Source organism: Pseudomonas sp. RA_35y_Pfl2_P32 (genome assembly GCF_963970735.1).
Lineage (GTDB): Bacteria > Pseudomonadota > Gammaproteobacteria > Pseudomonadales > Pseudomonadaceae > Aquipseudomonas.
Genome location: NZ_CAXAQF010000021.1, coordinates 18,772 through 35,612, shown reverse-complemented (window position 1 = coordinate 35,612; position 16,841 = coordinate 18,772). Strand labels below are relative to the sequence as shown.

At 65.0% G+C, this 16,841-nt stretch carries 16 protein-coding genes; 7 read left to right on the top strand and 9 right to left on the bottom strand.

What is annotated here, in order from left to right; all coding sequences use genetic code 11:
• Window positions 1-79: 79 nt before the first annotated feature.
• Entirely contained in the window at window positions 80-4,426 is a 4,347-nt protein-coding gene (locus AACY45_RS20780) for a DEAD/DEAH box helicase (RefSeq protein ID WP_339547195.1), read from the bottom strand.
• Between the two features lie 220 nt (window positions 4,427-4,646).
• On the opposite strand from AACY45_RS20780, the gene AACY45_RS20775 reads away from it, so the two are divergent.
• On the top strand, window positions 4,647-5,531 hold the full coding sequence (locus AACY45_RS20775) for a sugar nucleotide-binding protein (protein ID WP_320333112.1): 885 nt from the start codon (window positions 4,647-4,649) through the stop codon (window positions 5,529-5,531).
• Window positions 5,524-6,453: an NAD-dependent epimerase/dehydratase family protein gene (locus AACY45_RS20770; RefSeq protein ID WP_339547194.1), complete on the top strand. Its 930-nt coding sequence runs from the start codon at window positions 5,524-5,526 to the stop codon at window positions 6,451-6,453. The genes AACY45_RS20775 and AACY45_RS20770 overlap by 8 nt, the downstream gene beginning before the upstream one ends.
• A gap of 58 nt (window positions 6,454-6,511) precedes the next feature.
• On the opposite strand, the gene AACY45_RS20765 is transcribed toward AACY45_RS20770, so the two are convergent.
• The 5 genes from AACY45_RS20765 to AACY45_RS20745 all read right to left on the bottom strand — a co-directional run bounded on the left by AACY45_RS20765 (window position 6,512) and on the right by AACY45_RS20745 (window position 10,639).
• Window positions 6,512-7,210: an OmpW/AlkL family protein gene (locus AACY45_RS20765; protein ID WP_339547193.1), complete on the bottom strand. Its 699-nt coding sequence runs from the start codon at window positions 7,208-7,210 to the stop codon at window positions 6,512-6,514.
• Window positions 7,211-7,373: 163 nt separating this feature from the next.
• On the bottom strand, window positions 7,374-7,892 hold the full coding sequence (locus AACY45_RS20760) for a DUF3299 domain-containing protein (protein WP_159998167.1): 519 nt from the start codon (window positions 7,890-7,892) through the stop codon (window positions 7,374-7,376).
• Window positions 7,893-7,901: 9 nt separating this feature from the next.
• Entirely contained in the window at window positions 7,902-9,167 is a 1,266-nt protein-coding gene (locus tag AACY45_RS20755) for an ABC transporter permease (RefSeq protein ID WP_339547192.1), read from the bottom strand.
• Window position 9,168: 1 nt separating this feature from the next.
• Complete coding sequence (locus AACY45_RS20750; RefSeq protein ID WP_339547191.1) at window positions 9,169-9,879, bottom strand: ABC transporter ATP-binding protein; 711 nt, start codon at window positions 9,877-9,879, stop codon at window positions 9,169-9,171.
• A 151-nt stretch (window positions 9,880-10,030) separates the two neighbouring features.
• Window positions 10,031-10,639, bottom strand: a complete 609-nt coding sequence (locus AACY45_RS20745; RefSeq protein WP_339547190.1) for a DUF2796 domain-containing protein — start codon at window positions 10,637-10,639, stop codon at window positions 10,031-10,033.
• Window positions 10,640-10,772: 133 nt separating this feature from the next.
• Between AACY45_RS20745 and AACY45_RS20740 the strand changes: the two genes are divergently transcribed.
• Window positions 10,773-11,132, top strand: a complete 360-nt coding sequence (locus tag AACY45_RS20740; protein WP_339547189.1) for a hypothetical protein — start codon at window positions 10,773-10,775, stop codon at window positions 11,130-11,132.
• 48 nt (window positions 11,133-11,180) lie between these two features.
• On the opposite strand, the gene trxA is transcribed toward AACY45_RS20740, so the two are convergent.
• Genes trxA through AACY45_RS20725 form a run of 3 tightly spaced genes read right to left on the bottom strand, consistent with a single transcriptional unit; the run spans window position 11,181 to window position 13,241 of the window.
• Window positions 11,181-12,053 carry a thioredoxin gene (gene trxA, locus AACY45_RS20735; RefSeq protein WP_339547188.1) on the bottom strand — a complete coding sequence of 291 codons (873 nt, stop codon included), beginning with the start codon at window positions 12,051-12,053 and terminating at the stop codon, window positions 11,181-11,183.
• A 31-nt stretch (window positions 12,054-12,084) separates the two neighbouring features.
• Window positions 12,085-12,780 carry a class I SAM-dependent methyltransferase gene (locus AACY45_RS20730; protein ID WP_339547187.1) on the bottom strand — a complete coding sequence of 232 codons (696 nt, stop codon included), beginning with the start codon at window positions 12,778-12,780 and terminating at the stop codon, window positions 12,085-12,087.
• Window positions 12,777-13,241, bottom strand: a complete 465-nt coding sequence (locus AACY45_RS20725) for a YbaY family lipoprotein (RefSeq protein WP_339547186.1) — start codon at window positions 13,239-13,241, stop codon at window positions 12,777-12,779. Before AACY45_RS20725 ends, AACY45_RS20730 begins: the two co-directional genes overlap by 4 nt.
• Window positions 13,242-13,369: 128 nt before the next feature.
• Between AACY45_RS20725 and nrdR the strand changes: the two genes are divergently transcribed.
• From nrdR to ribBA, 4 genes are read left to right on the top strand one after another with little or no spacing between them, the layout of a single operon-like run.
• Window positions 13,370-13,834 (top strand): transcriptional regulator NrdR, encoded by a 465-nt coding sequence (gene nrdR, locus AACY45_RS20720; protein WP_339547185.1) that lies wholly within the window; start codon window positions 13,370-13,372, stop codon window positions 13,832-13,834.
• A complete protein-coding gene (gene ribD / locus AACY45_RS20715; RefSeq protein WP_339547184.1) occupies window positions 13,831-14,964 on the top strand; it encodes a bifunctional diaminohydroxyphosphoribosylaminopyrimidine deaminase/5-amino-6-(5-phosphoribosylamino)uracil reductase RibD in 1,134 nt (377 codons plus the stop codon). Before nrdR ends, ribD begins: the two co-directional genes overlap by 4 nt.
• Window positions 14,965-15,007: 43 nt before the next feature.
• Window positions 15,008-15,673: a riboflavin synthase gene (locus tag AACY45_RS20710; protein WP_339547183.1), complete on the top strand. Its 666-nt coding sequence runs from the start codon at window positions 15,008-15,010 to the stop codon at window positions 15,671-15,673.
• Window positions 15,674-15,704: 31 nt separating this feature from the next.
• Complete coding sequence (gene ribBA / locus AACY45_RS20705; protein ID WP_339547182.1) at window positions 15,705-16,796, top strand: bifunctional 3,4-dihydroxy-2-butanone-4-phosphate synthase/GTP cyclohydrolase II; 1,092 nt, start codon at window positions 15,705-15,707, stop codon at window positions 16,794-16,796.
• The last annotated feature ends 45 nt before the right edge of the window (window positions 16,797-16,841 follow it).

Here is a 16,841-nt window from a genome sequence, read left to right as displayed (position 1 = left end):
AGTTTCGACGGCGTTACGGGCGGTCAGCCCTCCAGACTTATCCACAGCAGGTGCTGCTGCCCAATCCGAGTCACAGCGCCTAAGCCCCCGGCAGCCCATGGTCGGCGACGGGCGAGAGCCGGTACTGGGTCAGTTTTTGCTGCAGCGCGGAGCTTTGCTGCAGGTCCAGTTGCAGCCAGTAATGCTGCACGCCGGCGATCTCGGCCGCCGCCGGCAAGCCGTCGCGGTACACCAGACGATTGCTGGCCAGGGCCGGGACCTTCTGCCCCGGCAGTAAGGTGCCGACCAGATTTAGCGGATCAACCCCACAGACGCTGACCAGGCTGCCGTCGTGGGGCCGGCGACGCACTTCGCGCAGCAGCGGGATGGCTTCGGGCAGGGCGAACTGTTCGCCGGCCAGGCCACTGACAAAACGCCCGCCGCGAATCTCCCCGCGTGCCTCCAGGCGATGAAAGGTGCGCAGTAATTCCCGCCAGTTGGGCAGCCAGTCCGCTTCGCGCTCCAGCAAGCGCCAGAACACCACGCCGTAGCGGCGCAGCAACGTCATGGCGATGTGTTCGAGGGTGCCCACGGGCGTGCCACGCGGGGCATCCCCGATGGGAGCGGCTGTGCGGCGCAGCAGGGCCCAGCGTCCGGCATCGTCCATTCCGCCGACCAGTGGCCCGCGCCCGCGTCGGCTGCTGCGGGCCTGGCGTTTGCTCGCCGGGGTGATCAGCGCGCGCAGGCCGGCGAAACTGTCGGCATTCACCAGGCCTGCGCCGACCAGCTCCTGCAAGGCGATCTCCAGTTCGCTGCGCAGCAGGTGCGCTTCGTGCAGCAACTCATCAAAAAACAGCGCGCCGTGTTGGCTCAGGGCCTGATGGACTTTCTGGGTCTTGGGCGACAAATCGTCGACCTGCGCCTGTTGGGTCAAGCCGCTCCAGAGTGCCACCTGCGCCCTGGGCAACAACAGGATCGGCGTGCTGCGCAGGGCCACGCTGGTCGCCTTGTGGCGCGCGCTCAAGCGAGTCCAGACCAGCTTGCCGCTGCGGCACAGCTCATCCAGCCAGGTGGCCGAGTAGCCTTTGAGCCGCGCCGGCAACAGATCGCTGTCCCAGGCCGATGCCGCTGCCGGGTAGCCTTCGAACTGCGCGACGATCACCGGTAACATGGCGCTGCCCTGGCCCTGGGTTGTCGCGGACAGGTGCTGCCAGTCAAACAGAAAACGCATGAAGTCCTGCAGGGCCACCGGTTCGATTTCCCGGCGCAGGCGCTTGACCGTGTAGCGGTGGATCCGCGCCAGCAAATGCCGTTCGCACCATTGTTCCTGCATCGCACCCGGGCTGAAGCGCCCGCGCAACACGTAACCCTCGCGCTCCAGTTGGGCCAGGGCTTGCTCGACCCGCAGCGGCGCCAGCCCCAGGGGGGCGGCAATCTCACTCAGGGGCAGCGGGCCGAAGGCGCTGAGCCGGGCGCGCAGCAGCTCCACCAGCGCCTCATCAGGTGCCCACACCTGGTCAAAGCCGGGTAGCGGGTGCATGGCCGGTTGCAGCAGTCCCTGTGGATAAATCCCTTGCAGGCAGCTCAGGCGCTCCAGCGCCAGCCACAGGCCATGTTCGGCGTCGATGGCCAGGCGGCTGGCGCGACCTTGCTCGGCCAGCGCCTGCAGCCATGGCAGCCATTGCCCGTCCTGCTGCACCTCGCTATCGGTGATAGCCCCCAGGCTCATCAGCGCTTCATGCATTTCATCGACGCTGCCGGGTTGCGGCCAGGCTTCTTCGCGCACCGACTCGATCGCCTGCGGGTCCAGGGCACCGAGGTCATCGGTCGCCAGCGGGTCGCTCCAGCGGCGGCTGAGCACCGCCTGCGTGCGCCGTTCTTCCAGGGGCGCATCGTCGAGAAAGGTGTAGGGCCGGGCGTTGAGGATTTCCGCTGCCAGGGGCGAAGGGGCGGGCAGGTCGCGGCTGATCAGCCGCAGTTCGCCCCGCTCCATGCGTCGCAGCAAGGCCAGCCAGCCGTTGCAGTCCATGGCGTCGTGCAGGCAGTCGTCGAGGGTTTGCTCAACCAGGGGGTGGTCGGGGATTTCCCGTTCGCCGGCGAGGTTTTCCAGGCAGGCGATCTGGTCGGGAAACACGCTGGCGATCAGGTCTTCGCTTTTCATCCGCTGGATCTGCGGCGGTACCTTGCGGCCACCGCTGTAGCGCGGCAGCGCCAGGGCGACGCCGGCATTCCAGCGCCAGCGCACGCCAAACAGCGGGGCGTCGAGTACCGCCTGGATGAGGAGTTGCTCGGCGCTGTTGCTGTGCAGGTAACGCCAGACGTCCTGCAGTTCGAAGCTGTGGCTGGTGGACAGTGACAGGACGATGGCGTCCTCGCTGGCGGCGGCCTGCAATTCGAAGTTGAAAGTGCGGCAGAAGCGCTTGCGCAAGGCCAGGCCCCAAGCGCGGTTGATGCGGCTGCCGAAGGGCGTGTGGATGATCAGTTGGGTGCCGCCGGACTCATCGAAAAATCGCTCCATCAGCAGCGTGTCCTGGGACGGCAGGGCACCGAGGCTCAGGCGCGCAGGCGCCAGGTAGTCCACCAGTTGTTCGGCGCAGGCCAGGCTCAGGCCGAGGGTCTCGGTCAGCCAGGCCAGGCTCGGTTGCAGATCGCCCGGCGTGGCACCTAGCAGTGGGTCGAGCTGGGCGTGCAGGCGCGCCACGGCGTAGGACAACTCGGCGCTGCGCCCCGGTGCTTCGCCAAGCCAGAACGGGATGGTGGGCGGCTGGCCCTGGGCGTCCTCGACCCGTACCTTGCCGGTTTCGACCCGCAGGATCCGGTAAGAGCTGTTGCCCAGTTGAAAGACATCGCCGGCGATGCTCTCCACCGCGAAGTCTTCGTTGACGCTGCCGATGTTCAGCCCCTGGGGTTCCAGCAGCACGCTGTAGTCGGCGTTGTCGGGAATTGTCCCGCCACTGGTCACGGCGGTCAGGCGGGCCCCGCGGCGGCCGCGCAAGGCGCCGCTGACGGCGTCGCGGTGCAGGTACGCGCTGCGGATGCCCTGGCGGCCGTTGTAGCCTTCGGCAAGCATCTTCAGCAAGGCCTGGTAGTGCGCCTGGTCCAGCGCGGCGTAGGGGGAGGCGCGGCGCAGGGTGTCGAACAGCGCCTGCTCCTGCCATTCCTGGCAACTGACTTCGGCGATGATCTGCTGGGCCAGCACATCCAGCGGCGAGACGGGGATCCGCAGGGTATCGAGCTCGCCCCGGCGCACGCAGTCGAGCAGGGCGGCGCATTCGATCAGGTCGTCGCGGGTGGTGGCGAACAGGCGTCCCTTGGGCGTGCCGCCAACCTGGTGCCCGGAGCGACCGACCCGTTGCAGGAACCCGGCAATCGAACGGGGCGAGGCGATCTGGCAGACCAGCTCGACGTCGCCGATGTCGATCCCCAGTTCCAGCGACGCGGTGGCGATCAACACTTGCAGCTCGCCGCGCTTGAGCCGTTGCTCGGCATCCAGGCGAAACGCCTTGGCCAGGCTGCCGTGGTGCGCGGCCACCGCGTGCTTGCCCAGGCGTTCGCTGAGGTGGCGGCTCAAGCGCTCGGCCAGGCGCCGGGTGTTGACGAAGACCAGGGTGGTGCGGTGTTCGCGGGCGAGGGTGGCGATGCGCTCGTAGACCAACTCCCAGACATCGTTGGCCATCACCGCCGACAACGGCACGGGCGGCACTTCGATGTCCAGGTCCCGGGGGCGGGCGTGGCCGATGTCGACGATCTCACAGGCGCGCCCAGTGCCCACCAGGAACCGCGACACCGCGTCGATGGGCTTTTGTGTGGCAGACAGGCCAATGCGCAGCAGCGGCTCGCGGCACAACGCCTGCAAACGCTCCAGGCTCAGGGCCAGGTGGCTGCCGCGCTTGCTGGCGGCCATGGCGTGGATTTCATCGACGATCACCGTGCGGGTACTGGCGAGCATCCGCCGGCCCGAATCGGAGCCGAGCAGCACATAGAGCGATTCCGGGGTGGTCACCAGAATGTGCGGCGCGCTTTTGCGCATCGCCGTGCGTTCTTTTTGTGGGGTGTCGCCGGTGCGCACTGCGGTGCTGATCTGCAGTTCGGGCAATCCCTGGCGTTGCAGTTGCGCGGTGATGCCGGCCAGCGGTGTCTGCAGGTTGAGTTGGATATCGTTGGACAGCGCCTTGAGGGGCGAGACGTACACCACCCGGGTTTCGTCGGGCAGCTCGCCGCCCCGTGCCAGGCCTTGCCGGACCAGGTCATCGATCACCGCCAGAAACGCGGTGAGGGTCTTGCCGGAGCCGGTGGGCGCGGCAATCAGGGTCGAGCGGCGCTGGCGGATCAAGGGCCACGCGCGCGCCTGGGCGGCGGTGACCGTCGGGAAAGTACTGCTGAACCAGGCGCTGACGGCGGGGTGAAAGCCGTCGAGGACGCTGTCGGCGGACTCGGGGAGATTCATGGGCTCAGTTATGCGACGGCCCGGGCCAAGTTGCAAGTACGCGCGCTGCGCGGCCCAACGTTGCCCCTGGCCGCGGCCACACAGGTGCGGTTGGCAGTTTATAAGTGACGGTTGCGCATTAAACCCGCAAAATGTAACGATTCCGGCAATTCTCAACGGCAACGCCTGTGGGCGCTGTCGCTACACTCATCGTTTCAAACAGATTGGGCCTGCTGACTCTATGCGAATGCGCCTTATGTTACTGGGTGGCGGAAATGCCCTTGGGCAGGCGCTGATTCGCCTCGGTGCGGAGGAAGACATCGGTTTCCTCGCCCCCCGTCCCCCGCAAGACGGCTGGGATGCCGCGAGCCTGACCCAACTGCTCGACGACACTCGCCCGGACGCGCTGATCAATCTCGCCTACTACTTCGACTGGTTTCAGGCCGAACAGGTGCCCGAGGCGCGCCTGGCTGGCCAGGAACGGGCCGTCGAGCGGCTGGCGGAACTGTGCCAGCACCACAACATCGTCCTGCTCCAGCCTTCCAGCTATCGGGTGTTCGATGGCTCGCGGGCCACTGCCTACAGTGAAAAGGACGAGCCGGTGCCACTGGGCCTGCGTGGCCAGGCGTTGTGGCGCATCGAACAGAGCGTGCGCGCAACCTGCCCGCAACACGTGATGCTGCGTTTTGGCTGGTTGCTCGATGACAGTGCCGACGGCGCGCTGGGGCGTTTCCTGGCGCGTGCCGAACAGCCTGAAGAGTTGCTGATGGCCGACGACCGACGGGGCAATCCGACCCCTGTGGACGACGCCGCACGGGTGATCATTTCGGTGCTCAAGCAACTCGATTGCGCGGCGCCGTTGTGGGGCACCTATCACTACGCCGGACACGAGGCGACCACGCCGCTGGCCCTGGGCCAGGCCATCCTGACCGAGGCCCGCACCCTGCATCCGCTGGCCATTGAAGCACCGACCGCGCAGGCCCATGCCGCGCGTCCGGATGCTGCCGAAGAACCGCAACATGCGGTCCTGGCCTGCAAGAAAATTCTGCACACCTTCGGGATCAAGCCGCGCGCCTGGCGTGCCGCGCTCCCGGGCTTACTGGATAGGTTTTATCGTCATGGCTGAAGGCCCTGTATTCATCACCGGCGGCGCCGGTTTCATTGGCTCGCACCTCGCCGACGCCTTGCTCGCCAAAGGCTATTCGGTGCGTGTGCTCGATGACCTGTCCACCGGCAAGCGCAGCAACCTGCAACTGGACGATCCGCGTATCGAATTGATTGAAGGCGACGTCGCCGACGCAGCCCTGGTGGCCAAGGTGATGGTCGGTTGCTGCGCAGTGGCGCACCTGGCTGCCGTGGCTTCCGTACAGGCCTCGGTGGACGATCCGGTGCGTACGCACCAGAGCAATTTCATTGGCACCCTGAACGTCTGTGAGGCCATGCGCCAGGCCGGGGTCAAGCGCGTGTTGTTCGCTTCGAGCGCGGCGATCTATGGCAACAATGGCGAAGGTGAGTCGATCGATGAAGACACCGCCAAGGCGCCGCTCACGCCCTACGCCTCGGACAAGCTGGCCGGCGAGTACTACCTGGACTTCTACCGCCGCCAGCATGGCCTGGAACCCGCGGTGTTTCGCTTCTTCAACATCTTCGGCCCGCGCCAGGATCCGTCTTCGCCGTACTCCGGGGTGATCAGCATTTTCAGCGAGCGCGCGGTCAAGGGGCAGCCGATTACCGTGTTTGGCGATGGCGAGCAGACCCGAGACTTTGTCTATGTCGAAGACCTGGTAGACCTGCTGGTGCAGGCCATCGAAGCGCCCACGCTGGAAGTCGGGGCGGTCAACGTCGGCTGGAACCAGGCCACCACCCTCAAGCAGATGCTCCAGGCATTGCGCGAGGTGGTGGGTGACTTGCCGCCGATCACCTACGGCCCGGCCCGTTCGGGCGATATCCGCCATTCGCGGGCGAACAACCAGCGCCTGTTGCAGCGCTTCACCTTCCCCGAACAGACGCCGATGAGCGTCGGGCTGGCCCGCCTGCTGGGTCGCTAAGCCTTTTGCGAGGATAAAAAAAGGCGCCTGTCGAGGCGCCTTTTTTTGTGTGTGTGATTTAGAACTTGTAGCCCAGGCCGACCATGTAGACCCATGGGTCCACATCGATGTCGACCTTGGCACGGGTGCCTGGGGCGACAGCGTTGTTATCCACATAACCGGTGGTGTCGATGTCGATGTAGCGCACCTGGCCGTTGATCATGACGTTGTCGGTCAGCATGTAGTCGGCACCCACCTGCCAGGCCACGCCCCAGGTGTTTTTGGCCCGGAAGTTGTCGAAGCCGTTGGCGCTGGCCTGGCTGCCGACGTGCTCGTCATAGATCCAGGTGTAGTTGATGCCCGCGCCCACGTAGGGTTGGAACACCGATTTGTGATCCAGCGGGTAGTACACCAGGCTCAGGGTCGGCGGCAGGTGTTTCAAGGAGCCGAGCTTGCCATTGGCGGCGGGCAGGGCGGTGCCTTTGAGTTTGACGTCATGCTCGAACGGCGTGGCCGCCAGCAGCTCGATCCCCAGGTTGTTGGTGATCATGTACGCGAAGTTCAGGCCCAGTTGAGTGTCGCTGCTCATCGTCGCCTTGCCGCCCAGGTCGGCACCCGCCAGCGGGCCGCGATCGACCTTGACGCTGGAACTGTCAGCCTCCGGATTGACGGTGATGGCACCGGCCCGGACGATGATGTCGCCGGCTTCGTGGGCTTGGACGGACGGGGCTGCAAGCGCGAATGCAATGAGAGAAGCGCTAAGCAATGACTTGTGCATGGGGGCTCCAAGGGGCAATTTAAATTCTATAGCCCATTTTATGGAGGCATCCGGCCTGGGACGTTGACACAGCTCAATGAAAGCGTGATGGCGCATTAAGATCGCCCAGGCGCTGGATTGAGCCTATACACCGTTCAGCTCAGCCCATGAACAAGTCGCGGGTTCACTCCTGCAGTTCGTACACGTAGATCTTCTGGGCATCCATCTGGTACCCGGCATCCGCCAGTTCGCTGGTGGAGGCTTTGACCTGCATGGCGCCTTCAATCCAGTACGGCTGGTACAACTCTTCGAGCTTGACCCCGATCTCGCTCCTGACATGCACGATCTGGTTCGACGGCGGTGGAGGAACGTGGATGCAGGCGCCGAAATACGGCACCAGCAAAAACTCGGTGGTGCGCCCCGCCTCGTTGACCTCCAGCGGCACGATGTAGCCGGGCAACCGAATGGCCTGGCCGTCGAGGTTCTGCACCACCGGCGCGTTGGGCAGATCCTGCCTGGCGGCCGGGGCCGACTCGGCCGACAAGGCGTCGCTCATCTGCGACAGGTCGTGCAGCGGCTTCATGTTCGGCACTTCGGCGGGCGCGTCCGGCGGAATCATCTCCGACCAGGTCAGGTCCCTGGGTTCGGCCGCCCACAGGGGCAGGGCGACCAGCATCAACAGCGCAAGCAGAGCGCGGGGCATTTTACGTCCTCATAAACGGATCGACAGACCGTCGGCCAGCGATTGCCGGTAGGCCCGCCAGGCAGGCACGCTGCCCATCAGCAGCGCGGCAAGCAGGATGCCACCGAGCAGCGTCCATTCATACTCGCTTGGCCAGGACAACGGCAGAAACAGGCCGTAGTTGGACTGCACGTAACCTTGCGCCAGGGCGATGCACAGGTACAGCAGGCCGAGGCCGGCGATCACCCCCGACAGTGCCAGCGCAAAGGCTTCCAGCACCAGCAGCGTGGCGATGTGCCAAGGCCTGGCGCCGACCGACCGCAGGATCGCCATTTCCCGCCGGCGTTCGTTGAGGCTGGTGAGGATCGCGGTGAGCATGCCGATCAAGCCGGTCAGCACCACGAACAGCGACACCACGAACAGCGCTTTTTCAGCGGTGCCCATCAGGCTCCAGAGCTCCTGCAAGGCTACGCCCGGCAGGATCGCCAGCATCGGCTCGCCACGGAACTCATTGATCTCGCGTTGCAGGGAGAAGGTCGCGATCTTGCTGTTGAGGCCGAGCATGAACGCGGTGATGGCCTGGGGCGTGAGGTCCATGTTGCGCGCCTGGTCGGCGCTGATCCGCCCCTCGCCACGCGCCGGCACGCCGTTGTGCCAATCGACGTGGATTGCCTCCATGCCACCGAGGCTGATGTGCAGCGTGCGGTCCACCGGGGTGCCGGTGCGCTTGAGGATGCCGACCACGGTGAAGGGCTTGTCGTCATGCTTGACCAGGCTGATCACCGCCACGCCGTGGGCCAGTACCAGTGGGTCGCCGAGTGTGTAGTGCAGCGCGTCGGCCACTTCCGCGCCCAGTACCACCTCGAACGGATCCGTGGCAAAGGCCCGGCCGCTGGCCAGTTGCAGGTGTTGCTGGCGGCCGTACTGGTAATGCTGGAAGTAGGCGTCGGTGGTGCCCATCACCCGATAGCCGCGGTGGGAGTCGCCAAGGGAAATCGGGATCGCCCACTTGACCTTGGGGTTGTTGGCGAAGTGCTCGAAGCTGTCCCAGCGGATGTTGTTGGTGGCATTGCCGATGCGGAACACCGAGTACAGCAGCAGGTTCACTGAACCTGAGCGGGCGCCGACGATCAGGTCGGTGCCGCTGATGGTGCTGGCGAAACTGGCGCGGGCTTCGGTGCGCACCCGCTCCACGGCCAGCAGCAGGCAGACCGACAGGGCGATGGCAAGGGCTGTGAGGAGGGCGGTGAAGCGGCGGTTAGCCAGGCTGGCCATGGCTAGACGGAACAGATACATCTCAGACCTCTGCGGGCGTGGCGGCGCGATTGAGTTCGGCCAGCGACAGGTGACGATCGAACAGCGGCGCCAGGCTCTGGTCGTGGCTGACGAACAACAGGCTGGAACCGGCTTCCCGGCATTCGGCGAACAGCAGGCGGATGAAGGCCTCGCGAGCGTCGTAGTCGAGGGCCGAGGTCGGCTCGTCGGCGATCACCAGTTCTGGCTGGCCGATCAGTGCGCGGGCAGCGGCGACCCGTTGCTGTTGGCCAATCGACAGAGAGTCGGCCCGCCGCCCAAGCAGGCCTGGATCCTTGAGCCCCAGGTGTGCCAGCAGCGTCGCGGCGGCGCTGTCGACGCTGCCATGGCGCTGGATCGCGCGGTGGGCGCGCACGCTGGAGAAGTGGCACGGCAGCTCGACGTTTTCGCGCACAGAGAGAAACGGCAGCAGGTTGAACTGCTGGAAGATGTAGCCGGTGTGGTCGACCCGAAAACGATCCCGGGCGCCGGCCGACAGGTCCGTCAGTTCCTGCCCGAGCAAACGGATGCTGCCGCGATTGGGCTTCTGCACGCCGCCGAGCAGGCCCAGCAGGGTGGTCTTGCCGCTGCCGCTGGGGCCTTTGAGAAACAGGGTTTCACCGGCCTCCAGGCGGAACGCCGGGATGTCCAGCAAGGGCGGGTGACCGGGCCAGTGGAAGCCCAGGTCGGTCAGTTCGATGAGTGCTTGGGTCATGTAGCGCCGGTAGGTTGGTGGTGAACCCTGTGGGAGCGAGCGCCCGCTTGCGGCTTGCTCGCGAAAGCGGTCTTCCAGTCACATCAGTGCTGCCGTCTTCGCGAGCAGACGGAGCGCCGCCCGACTCGCGCCCACATTGGATAAGCGTTGGTCAGAATTTAAGGGCAGCCGTCTTGGCCGTCACCTCGACCCCTTGCTGGCCGTTGGGGCTGATGAGTTGTACCTGAATTTTCTGGGTGGCGGGGAAGGTCTTGAACACCTGGGCCAGGTCCAGGTTCTTCAGTGCATCCGGCTGGCTGCAGGTGAACTGGTAATGCGCGTGGATTTCGCTGTGGTCATGGGGGTGTTCATGGCCGTCGGCGTCCTTGGCGTCTTCAGCGTGGTCGTGGTCATCGTCGACGTCCGGTTTGTCCCCGAACAACGGACTGTTCAGCGCCTGCCGGCTGAGCACGCAGTTGGCGGCCTGCGGCAGGCTGAACAGCACCAATGGTTGCTCCAACTGTGCCCGTACAGCGGCGACCTTGGCCATGTCTGCCGGCGTGCTGGCGACATGCTCGAAGCCCACCAGGTTCATCGCCGGGCTGTCCAGCTCCAGCTCCAGGGTCTGGCCATCCAGCGCCGCGTTCAAGCGTCCGACGCCATGCTCGTGGGCACCGAGGCTGGCGTGTTGATGGTCGTGGTCATGCTTATGTTCGTCAGCCGCCTGGGCGATGGCCAGCGGCAACAGGGCAAACGGCAAAGCGAGAAGCAGACGGCGCATGGAAAGTCTCCGGGGCGGAAGGTAACTATTCTGTTATGTGATCTTATAACAATATCGGCGGGAGTTTGACTGCATGCTTGGCGTTGCGCAAGACGCGTGGGAGCATGCTCGTCATAAACCTGAGGAAACCCCAATGTTGCGCATACGTGGAAGCATCGGCGACTGGCCGGTGGACCTGACCCTGGAACTCGATGAGGGCGATTGGGCAAAACTTGGCGCGCAGTTGCAGGTGAGCAAGGTCGACGACGTTGTGCCCGCCGCCAATGCTGCGGCGAAACCGGCCAATCCGGACGACGCCCAATGGCAGTTGGCCAAGGCGTTACTGCGCAAGTCCGGGCAACTGAGTGGGCCGGATCTGCTCGAACAACTGGAAGGGCTGACCGGCAGCGCAGCAGCCGGCAAGCGCCTGTTGGTGCGCTTGCGCCACTGCGCCGAGGTCAAGGTGCTGAGCGGCGGCGATACTCCGCTCTACAGCTGGATAGAACCGCTGTAGGAGCGAAGCTTGCTCGCGGTGGCGCGCTCAAGGACGCCATCGCGAGCATCAGTACAACGCGGCAAACAGTTTGCGGCGGTAGGTGGTGACCAGCGGGTGATCGTTGCCCAGCAGCTCGAACACCTGCAGCAAGGTCTTGTGCGGCAAGCCTTCGCTATAGCTGCGGTTGCGGATGAACAGCTTGAGCAGCGAGTCCAGTGCCGGGTCGTATTGCTGGCGGGCCAGTTGCTGGATGGCCAGCTGATAGACGGCTTCGTCGTCCTGTGGATTTTGCGCCAGGCGCGCTTTCAGGTCGGCCACATCCGGCAGGTCCGCTGCCTGGCCGAGGAACTGGATCTGTGCCTTGGCCCCGGCCAGGGCTGCCTTGTGTTCATCGCTCTTGACCGCATCCAGCACGGCCTGGGCTTCGCCCAGCTCGCCGCGCTCGGTCAGGCAGCGGGCATACAGGATCAGTGCGCCGGCGTGGGTGTTGTCTTCCCCCAGCAGCACTTTGAGCGCAGCCTCGGCTTCGGCAAACCGGCCCTCGTTGAACAACCCCTGGGCCAGTTCGAACGGGTCGGCTGCGGGCGGCGGTGGCATCTGCACATGGGGTTCGAGCAGGGCGCGCACCGCGGACTCGGGTTGGGCGCCGGCAAAACCGTCCACCGGCTGGCCGTCCTTGAACAGCACCACGGTCGGCAGGCTGCGAATACCGAAGCGCGCCACGACGTCTGGCTCGACATCACAATTGACCTTGGCCAGCAACAGTTCGCCCTGGTAGCTCTCGGCGATGGTCTGCAGCATCGGCATCAGCGCCTTGCACGGTGCACACCATTCAGCCCAGAAATCCACCAGCACGGGCTTGTGGAACGAGTTCTCGATCACCGACTGCTCGAAATCAGCGGTGGTGGCGTCGAAGATGTACGGCGTGTCTTGACTCATGGGGTATCTCGAAAAAACGTGGATGGGGCAACTATAAGGCTTGGTGGGGTTGGCCGAAAGCGCAGGAAGCCGGGTGACGGGAGGCATGGTACAGGCTCACATGGCGAAACTCTTCAGGCTCCGCCAGGTCGGGCAAGGTCATGGCTTCGAGCATCTCCAGCCGCCGGTAGAGCGGGTGCGAGAAGTCACGCACCCGTGAGTCGGCAACCAGGGCTTCGCGGCCTCGGCTGAGGAATGCGTCCAGTAGCGGCAGGTTGGCGCGGTCGTACAGTACGTCCGCCACCAGGATCAGGTCGAAACGGTCGGCCTCGGCGAAAAAGTCCGTCGAATAGTTGAGCTCAACCCCATTGAGTCGGGCGTTGGCCCGGCAGGCGGCGAGTGCCAGGGGATCGAGGTCGCAGGCCACCACTTCGAGGGCGCCGGCCTTGACCGCCGCAATCCCCGCCACCCCGGAACCGGCGCCGAAATCCAGCACCCGTTTGCCCGCGACCCACTGCGGGTGTTCGGCCAGGTAGCGCGCCACGGCCAGGCCGCTGGCCCAGCAGAAACTCCAGTACGGCGGTTCATGCAGGATGCGCCGGGTTTCTTCCGGGCTGAAGGCGCGGTCCATGTTATCGCCGTCGATCAGCCACAGTTGCAGCTCGGTACCCGGCAGCGGGCAGGGCACCAGTTGCGCATCGCCAAGCAGTTCGCTCAGGGCCTGTTGCAGGTCGAGCGGTGCACTCATGGTGCTTTGACGAACTGCAATTGCCCCAGTGCCTGGGAGGTCGGCTGGAAAATTCGTTGCGAGGGCAGTTGCAGGATCAGTTGCCCGGACTGGCTGGCGCGCCCGCGCAGCTCGACTCGCGCGCCGGCGGGAAAGGTCTCGGGGTTGAAGCGTAGGTGAAACGGCAGGGCCTGGTTGTTGCCGATCAGGTTGGCGCTGGCCAGCAACTGCTGCGGCCGCGAACGCTCGTCGATCACCAGCAGCGCCAGTTCCACTTCGGCCCCCGCGGGCACACCCTGCAACGAACCGCTCAGTTCGCGCTGGTACGCCGGCAAAGGACCTTGGTCGGCGGACGCCTGGGCCTTCTTCTGGGCCATCTGCGGCGCGGGGCCGGAAGCCGGTTCCGCCGGTTTGGGCGCATCACTGCTACAGGCCACCAGCAGGCTGACGAAACTGAGTAAAACAAGCGGTCGTAGCGGCATTTGCGGCTCCAGCGAGGTGAAATCCATGGTTCAAGCACTATAGCCCGTCTGTATACCGTAAACCCTATGGCTTGTCTTGCCACCGGGATGCGCTACCATGGCCCTCCCTTTTTTTGTTGCCTGCCACCATGCACTGTCCCTTCTGCGGTGCCAACGACACCAAGGTCATCGACTCCCGTCTGGTCGCCGAGGGCGAACAGGTGCGCCGCCGGCGTGAATGCCTGGCCTGCGGCGAGCGTTTCACGACGTTCGAGACCGCCGAGCTGGTGTTGCCGCGCCTGATCAAAACCGACGGCAGCCGCCAGCCGTTCGACGAAGAAAAACTTCGCGCCGGCATGCAGCGCGCCCTGGAAAAACGTCCGGTGAGCGTCGAGCGCCTGGAGTCCTCCCTGGCGCACATCAAGTACAAGCTGCGGGCGACCGGCGAGCGCGAAGTCAAATCGCTGGTGGTCGGTGAGCTGGTGATGGCCGAGCTGCAGAAGCTCGATGAAGTCGCCTACATTCGTTTCGCTTCGGTGTATCGCCGCTTCCAGGACCTCAACGAGTTCCGCGAAGAGATCGATCGCCTGGCCCGAGAACCGGTCAAACCATGACGATTTCCACTGAGCAAGCGATCCTCGACGCCCACTACATGGCGCGCGCGCTGGAACTGGCACGCAAGGGGCACTACAGCACTCACCCCAATCCACGGGTCGGTTGCGTGATCGTGCGTGACGGGCAGATCGTCGGCGAAGGCTGGCATGTGCGCACTGGCGAACCCCATGCCGAAGTCCACGCCTTGCGCGACGCCGGCGAGCAGGCGCGGGGGGCGACCGCCTACGTGACACTCGAACCCTGCAGCCATCACGGCCGCACGCCACCGTGCGCCGATGGGTTGGTCACGGCGGGTGTGGCGCGAGTCGTTGCCGCCATGCAGGACCCCAACCCGGAAGTGGCCGGGCGTGGCCTGCAACGTCTGGAACAGGCCGGCATCGCCACCACCTGCGGCGTGCTCGAAGGCGAGGCACGCCAGCTCAACCAGGGTTTTCTCAAGCGCATGGAGCACGGCTTGCCGTTCGTGCGGGTCAAGTTGGCCATGAGCCTGGATGGGCGCACCGCCATGGCCAGCGGCGAAAGCCAGTGGATCACCGGCCCGGCGGCGCGTTCCGCGGTCCAGCGCCTGCGGGCGCAGGCCAGCGTGGTGTTGACCGGTGCCGACACGGTGCTGGCGGACGACGCGCGCCTGACTGTGCGCGCCGACGAGTTGGGGCTGGATGCCGAGCAAAGCGCCCTGGCCATGAGCCGTCCACCGTTGCGGGTGCTGATCGATGGCCGCCTGCGGGTGCCCCTCGATGCCCCGTTCTTCAAGGCTGGCCCCGCGCTGGTCGCCACCTGCGTGGCCGTGGAAGAGCAGTACGCCAGCGGCCCCGAGTGCCTGATCGTGCCGGGTGAAGAGGGGCAGGTCGATCTGCTCAAACTATTGCTCGAACTGGCTGCCCGCGGCGTCAACGAGGTGCTGGTGGAAGCCGGCCCAAGGCTGGCGGGGGCCTTTGCCCAGCAAGGCCTGGTGGACGAGTACCAGATCTTTGTCGCCGGCAAGTTCCTCGGCTCCACGGCGCGGCCGTTGCTCGACTGGCCACTGGCACAAATGAAGGATGCGCCGGCGCTGAAAATCACTGACATTCGCGCGGTTGGCGATGACTGGCGAGTCACTGCCATTCCCGTGCCCGCCGCGAGCGTATAATTCCCGGCTGCGGCCAAGAAGGTTTTGTTCTCGAGGAGGACTCATGTTTACCGGCATCATCGAATCCATCGGCAGTATTCGTGCATTGACCCCAAAAGGCGGAGATGTGCGGGTTCACGTAGCCACCGGCAAGCTCGACCTGAGCGACGTCAAGCTGGGCGACAGCATCGCGGTCAACGGCGTCTGCCTGACGGCCGTCGAACTGCCGGGCGACGGCTTTGCGGCGGACGTCAGTCGCGAAACCCTCGACTGCACCGCCATGAATGACCTCAAGAGCGGCAGCCCGGTCAACCTGGAAAAAGCCCTGACCCCGACCACCCGCCTGGGTGGCCACCTGGTCAGCGGTCACGTCGACGGCGTCGGCGAAGTGGTCGTCCGCACCGAAAACGCTCGGGCTGTGGAGTTCCGTATCCGTGCCCCGAAGGAACTGGCCAAGTACATCGCCCATAAAGGCTCGATCACCGTCGACGGCACCAGCCTGACGGTGAACGCGGTCGATGGCGCCGAATTCCTGCTGACGATCATTCCGCACACCCTGAGCGAAACCATCATGGCCGCGTATCAGCCGGGTCGTCGGGTGAACCTGGAAGTGGACCTGCTGGCCCGTTACCTGGAGCGACTGCTGCTGGGCGACAAGGCCGCGGAGTCGACTGCCGGCAGCACCATCACTGAAAGCTTTCTGGCCGCCAACGGCTACCTCAAATCCTGAAGCTCAAATTTCGAAAGAAGGGGGGTGCCTTGTGGCGCTCAATAGCATCGAAGAACTGGTTGAAGATATCCGCCAAGGCAAGATGGTCATCCTCATGGATGACGAAGACCGCGAGAACGAAGGCGACCTGATCATGGCCGCCGAGTGCTGCCAGGCTGAGCACATCAACTTCATGGCCAAGCACGCCCGTGGCCTGATCTGCATGCCGATGAGCCGCGAGCGCTGCGAACTGCTGAAGCTGCCCCTGATGGCGCCGCGCAACGGTTCCGGCTTCGGCACCAAGTTCACCGTGTCGATCGAGGCCGCCGAAGGCGTGACCACCGGCATCTCCGCCGCCGACCGTGCGCGTACCGTGCAGGCCGCTGCCGCCAAGGATGCCAAGGCTGAAGACATCGTCAGCCCGGGACACATTTTTCCGCTGATGGCCCAGGCCGGCGGCACCCTGGCCCGTGCCGGCCACACCGAGGCCGCCTGCGACCTGGCGCGCATGGCCGGTTTCGAGCCGAGCGGGGTGATCTGCGAAGTGATGAACGATGACGGCACCATGTCCCGTCGTACCGAATTGGAAGCCTTTGCCGCTGAACACAACATCAAGATCGGCACCATTGCCGACCTGATCCACTACCGGATGATCCACGAACGTACCGTTCAGCGGATTGCCGAGCAGCCACTGGACAGCGAACTGGGCCAATTCAACCTGGTGACCTATCGTGATTCGGTGGAAGGTGACGTGCACATGGCCCTGACCCTGGGCACCGTGTGCGCCGAAGAGCCGACCCTGGTGCGGGTGCACAACATGGACCCATTGCGTGACCTGCTGATGGTCAAGCAACCCGGCCGCTGGAGCCTGCGCGCCGCCATGGCTGCGGTTGCCGAGGCGGGCAGCGGGGTGGTGCTGTTGCTCGGTCACCCGCTCGATGGCGACGTGCTGCTGGCGCATATCCGCGAAACCGCGGACCAGGCACCGGCGAAAAAACCGACCACCTACAGCATCGTCGGTGCCGGTTCGCAGATCCTGCGTGACCTGGGCGTACGCAAAATGCGCCTGATGTCGGCACCCATGAAATTTAATGCGATATCCGGTTTCGATCTGGAAGTTGTAGAATACGTGCCCTCCGAATAAAGGCCGGTGTTTTTCCACCCCTTGTTCGCGGTTCAAATATCACTG

Coding starts and splice junctions, on each gene's coding strand:
- AACY45_RS20750 (WP_339547191.1), bottom strand. CDS start 9,879: ATGACCCAAGCACTCATCGAACTGACCGACCTGGGCTTCCACTGGCCC.
- AACY45_RS20760 (WP_159998167.1), bottom strand. CDS start 7,892: ATGCCCCGCGCTCTGCTTGCGCTGTTGATGCTGGTCGCCCTGCCCCTG.
- AACY45_RS20710 (WP_339547183.1), top strand. CDS start 15,008: ATGTTTACCGGCATCATCGAATCCATCGGCAGTATTCGTGCATTGACC.
- AACY45_RS20775 (WP_320333112.1), top strand. CDS start 4,647: ATGCGAATGCGCCTTATGTTACTGGGTGGCGGAAATGCCCTTGGGCAG.
- nrdR (WP_339547185.1), top strand. CDS start 13,370: ATGCACTGTCCCTTCTGCGGTGCCAACGACACCAAGGTCATCGACTCC.
- AACY45_RS20765 (WP_339547193.1), bottom strand. CDS start 7,210: ATGCACAAGTCATTGCTTAGCGCTTCTCTCATTGCATTCGCGCTTGCA.
- AACY45_RS20740 (WP_339547189.1), top strand. CDS start 10,773: ATGTTGCGCATACGTGGAAGCATCGGCGACTGGCCGGTGGACCTGACC.
- AACY45_RS20730 (WP_339547187.1), bottom strand. CDS start 12,780: ATGAGTGCACCGCTCGACCTGCAACAGGCCCTGAGCGAACTGCTTGGC.
- ribD (WP_339547184.1), top strand. CDS start 13,831: ATGACGATTTCCACTGAGCAAGCGATCCTCGACGCCCACTACATGGCG.
- AACY45_RS20755 (WP_339547192.1), bottom strand. CDS start 9,167: ATGTATCTGTTCCGTCTAGCCATGGCCAGCCTGGCTAACCGCCGCTTC.
- AACY45_RS20725 (WP_339547186.1), bottom strand. CDS start 13,241: ATGCCGCTACGACCGCTTGTTTTACTCAGTTTCGTCAGCCTGCTGGTG.
- trxA (WP_339547188.1), bottom strand. CDS start 12,053: ATGAGTCAAGACACGCCGTACATCTTCGACGCCACCACCGCTGATTTC.
- AACY45_RS20745 (WP_339547190.1), bottom strand. CDS start 10,639: ATGCGCCGTCTGCTTCTCGCTTTGCCGTTTGCCCTGTTGCCGCTGGCC.
- AACY45_RS20770 (WP_339547194.1), top strand. CDS start 5,524: ATGGCTGAAGGCCCTGTATTCATCACCGGCGGCGCCGGTTTCATTGGC.
- AACY45_RS20780 (WP_339547195.1), bottom strand. CDS start 4,426: ATGAATCTCCCCGAGTCCGCCGACAGCGTCCTCGACGGCTTTCACCCC.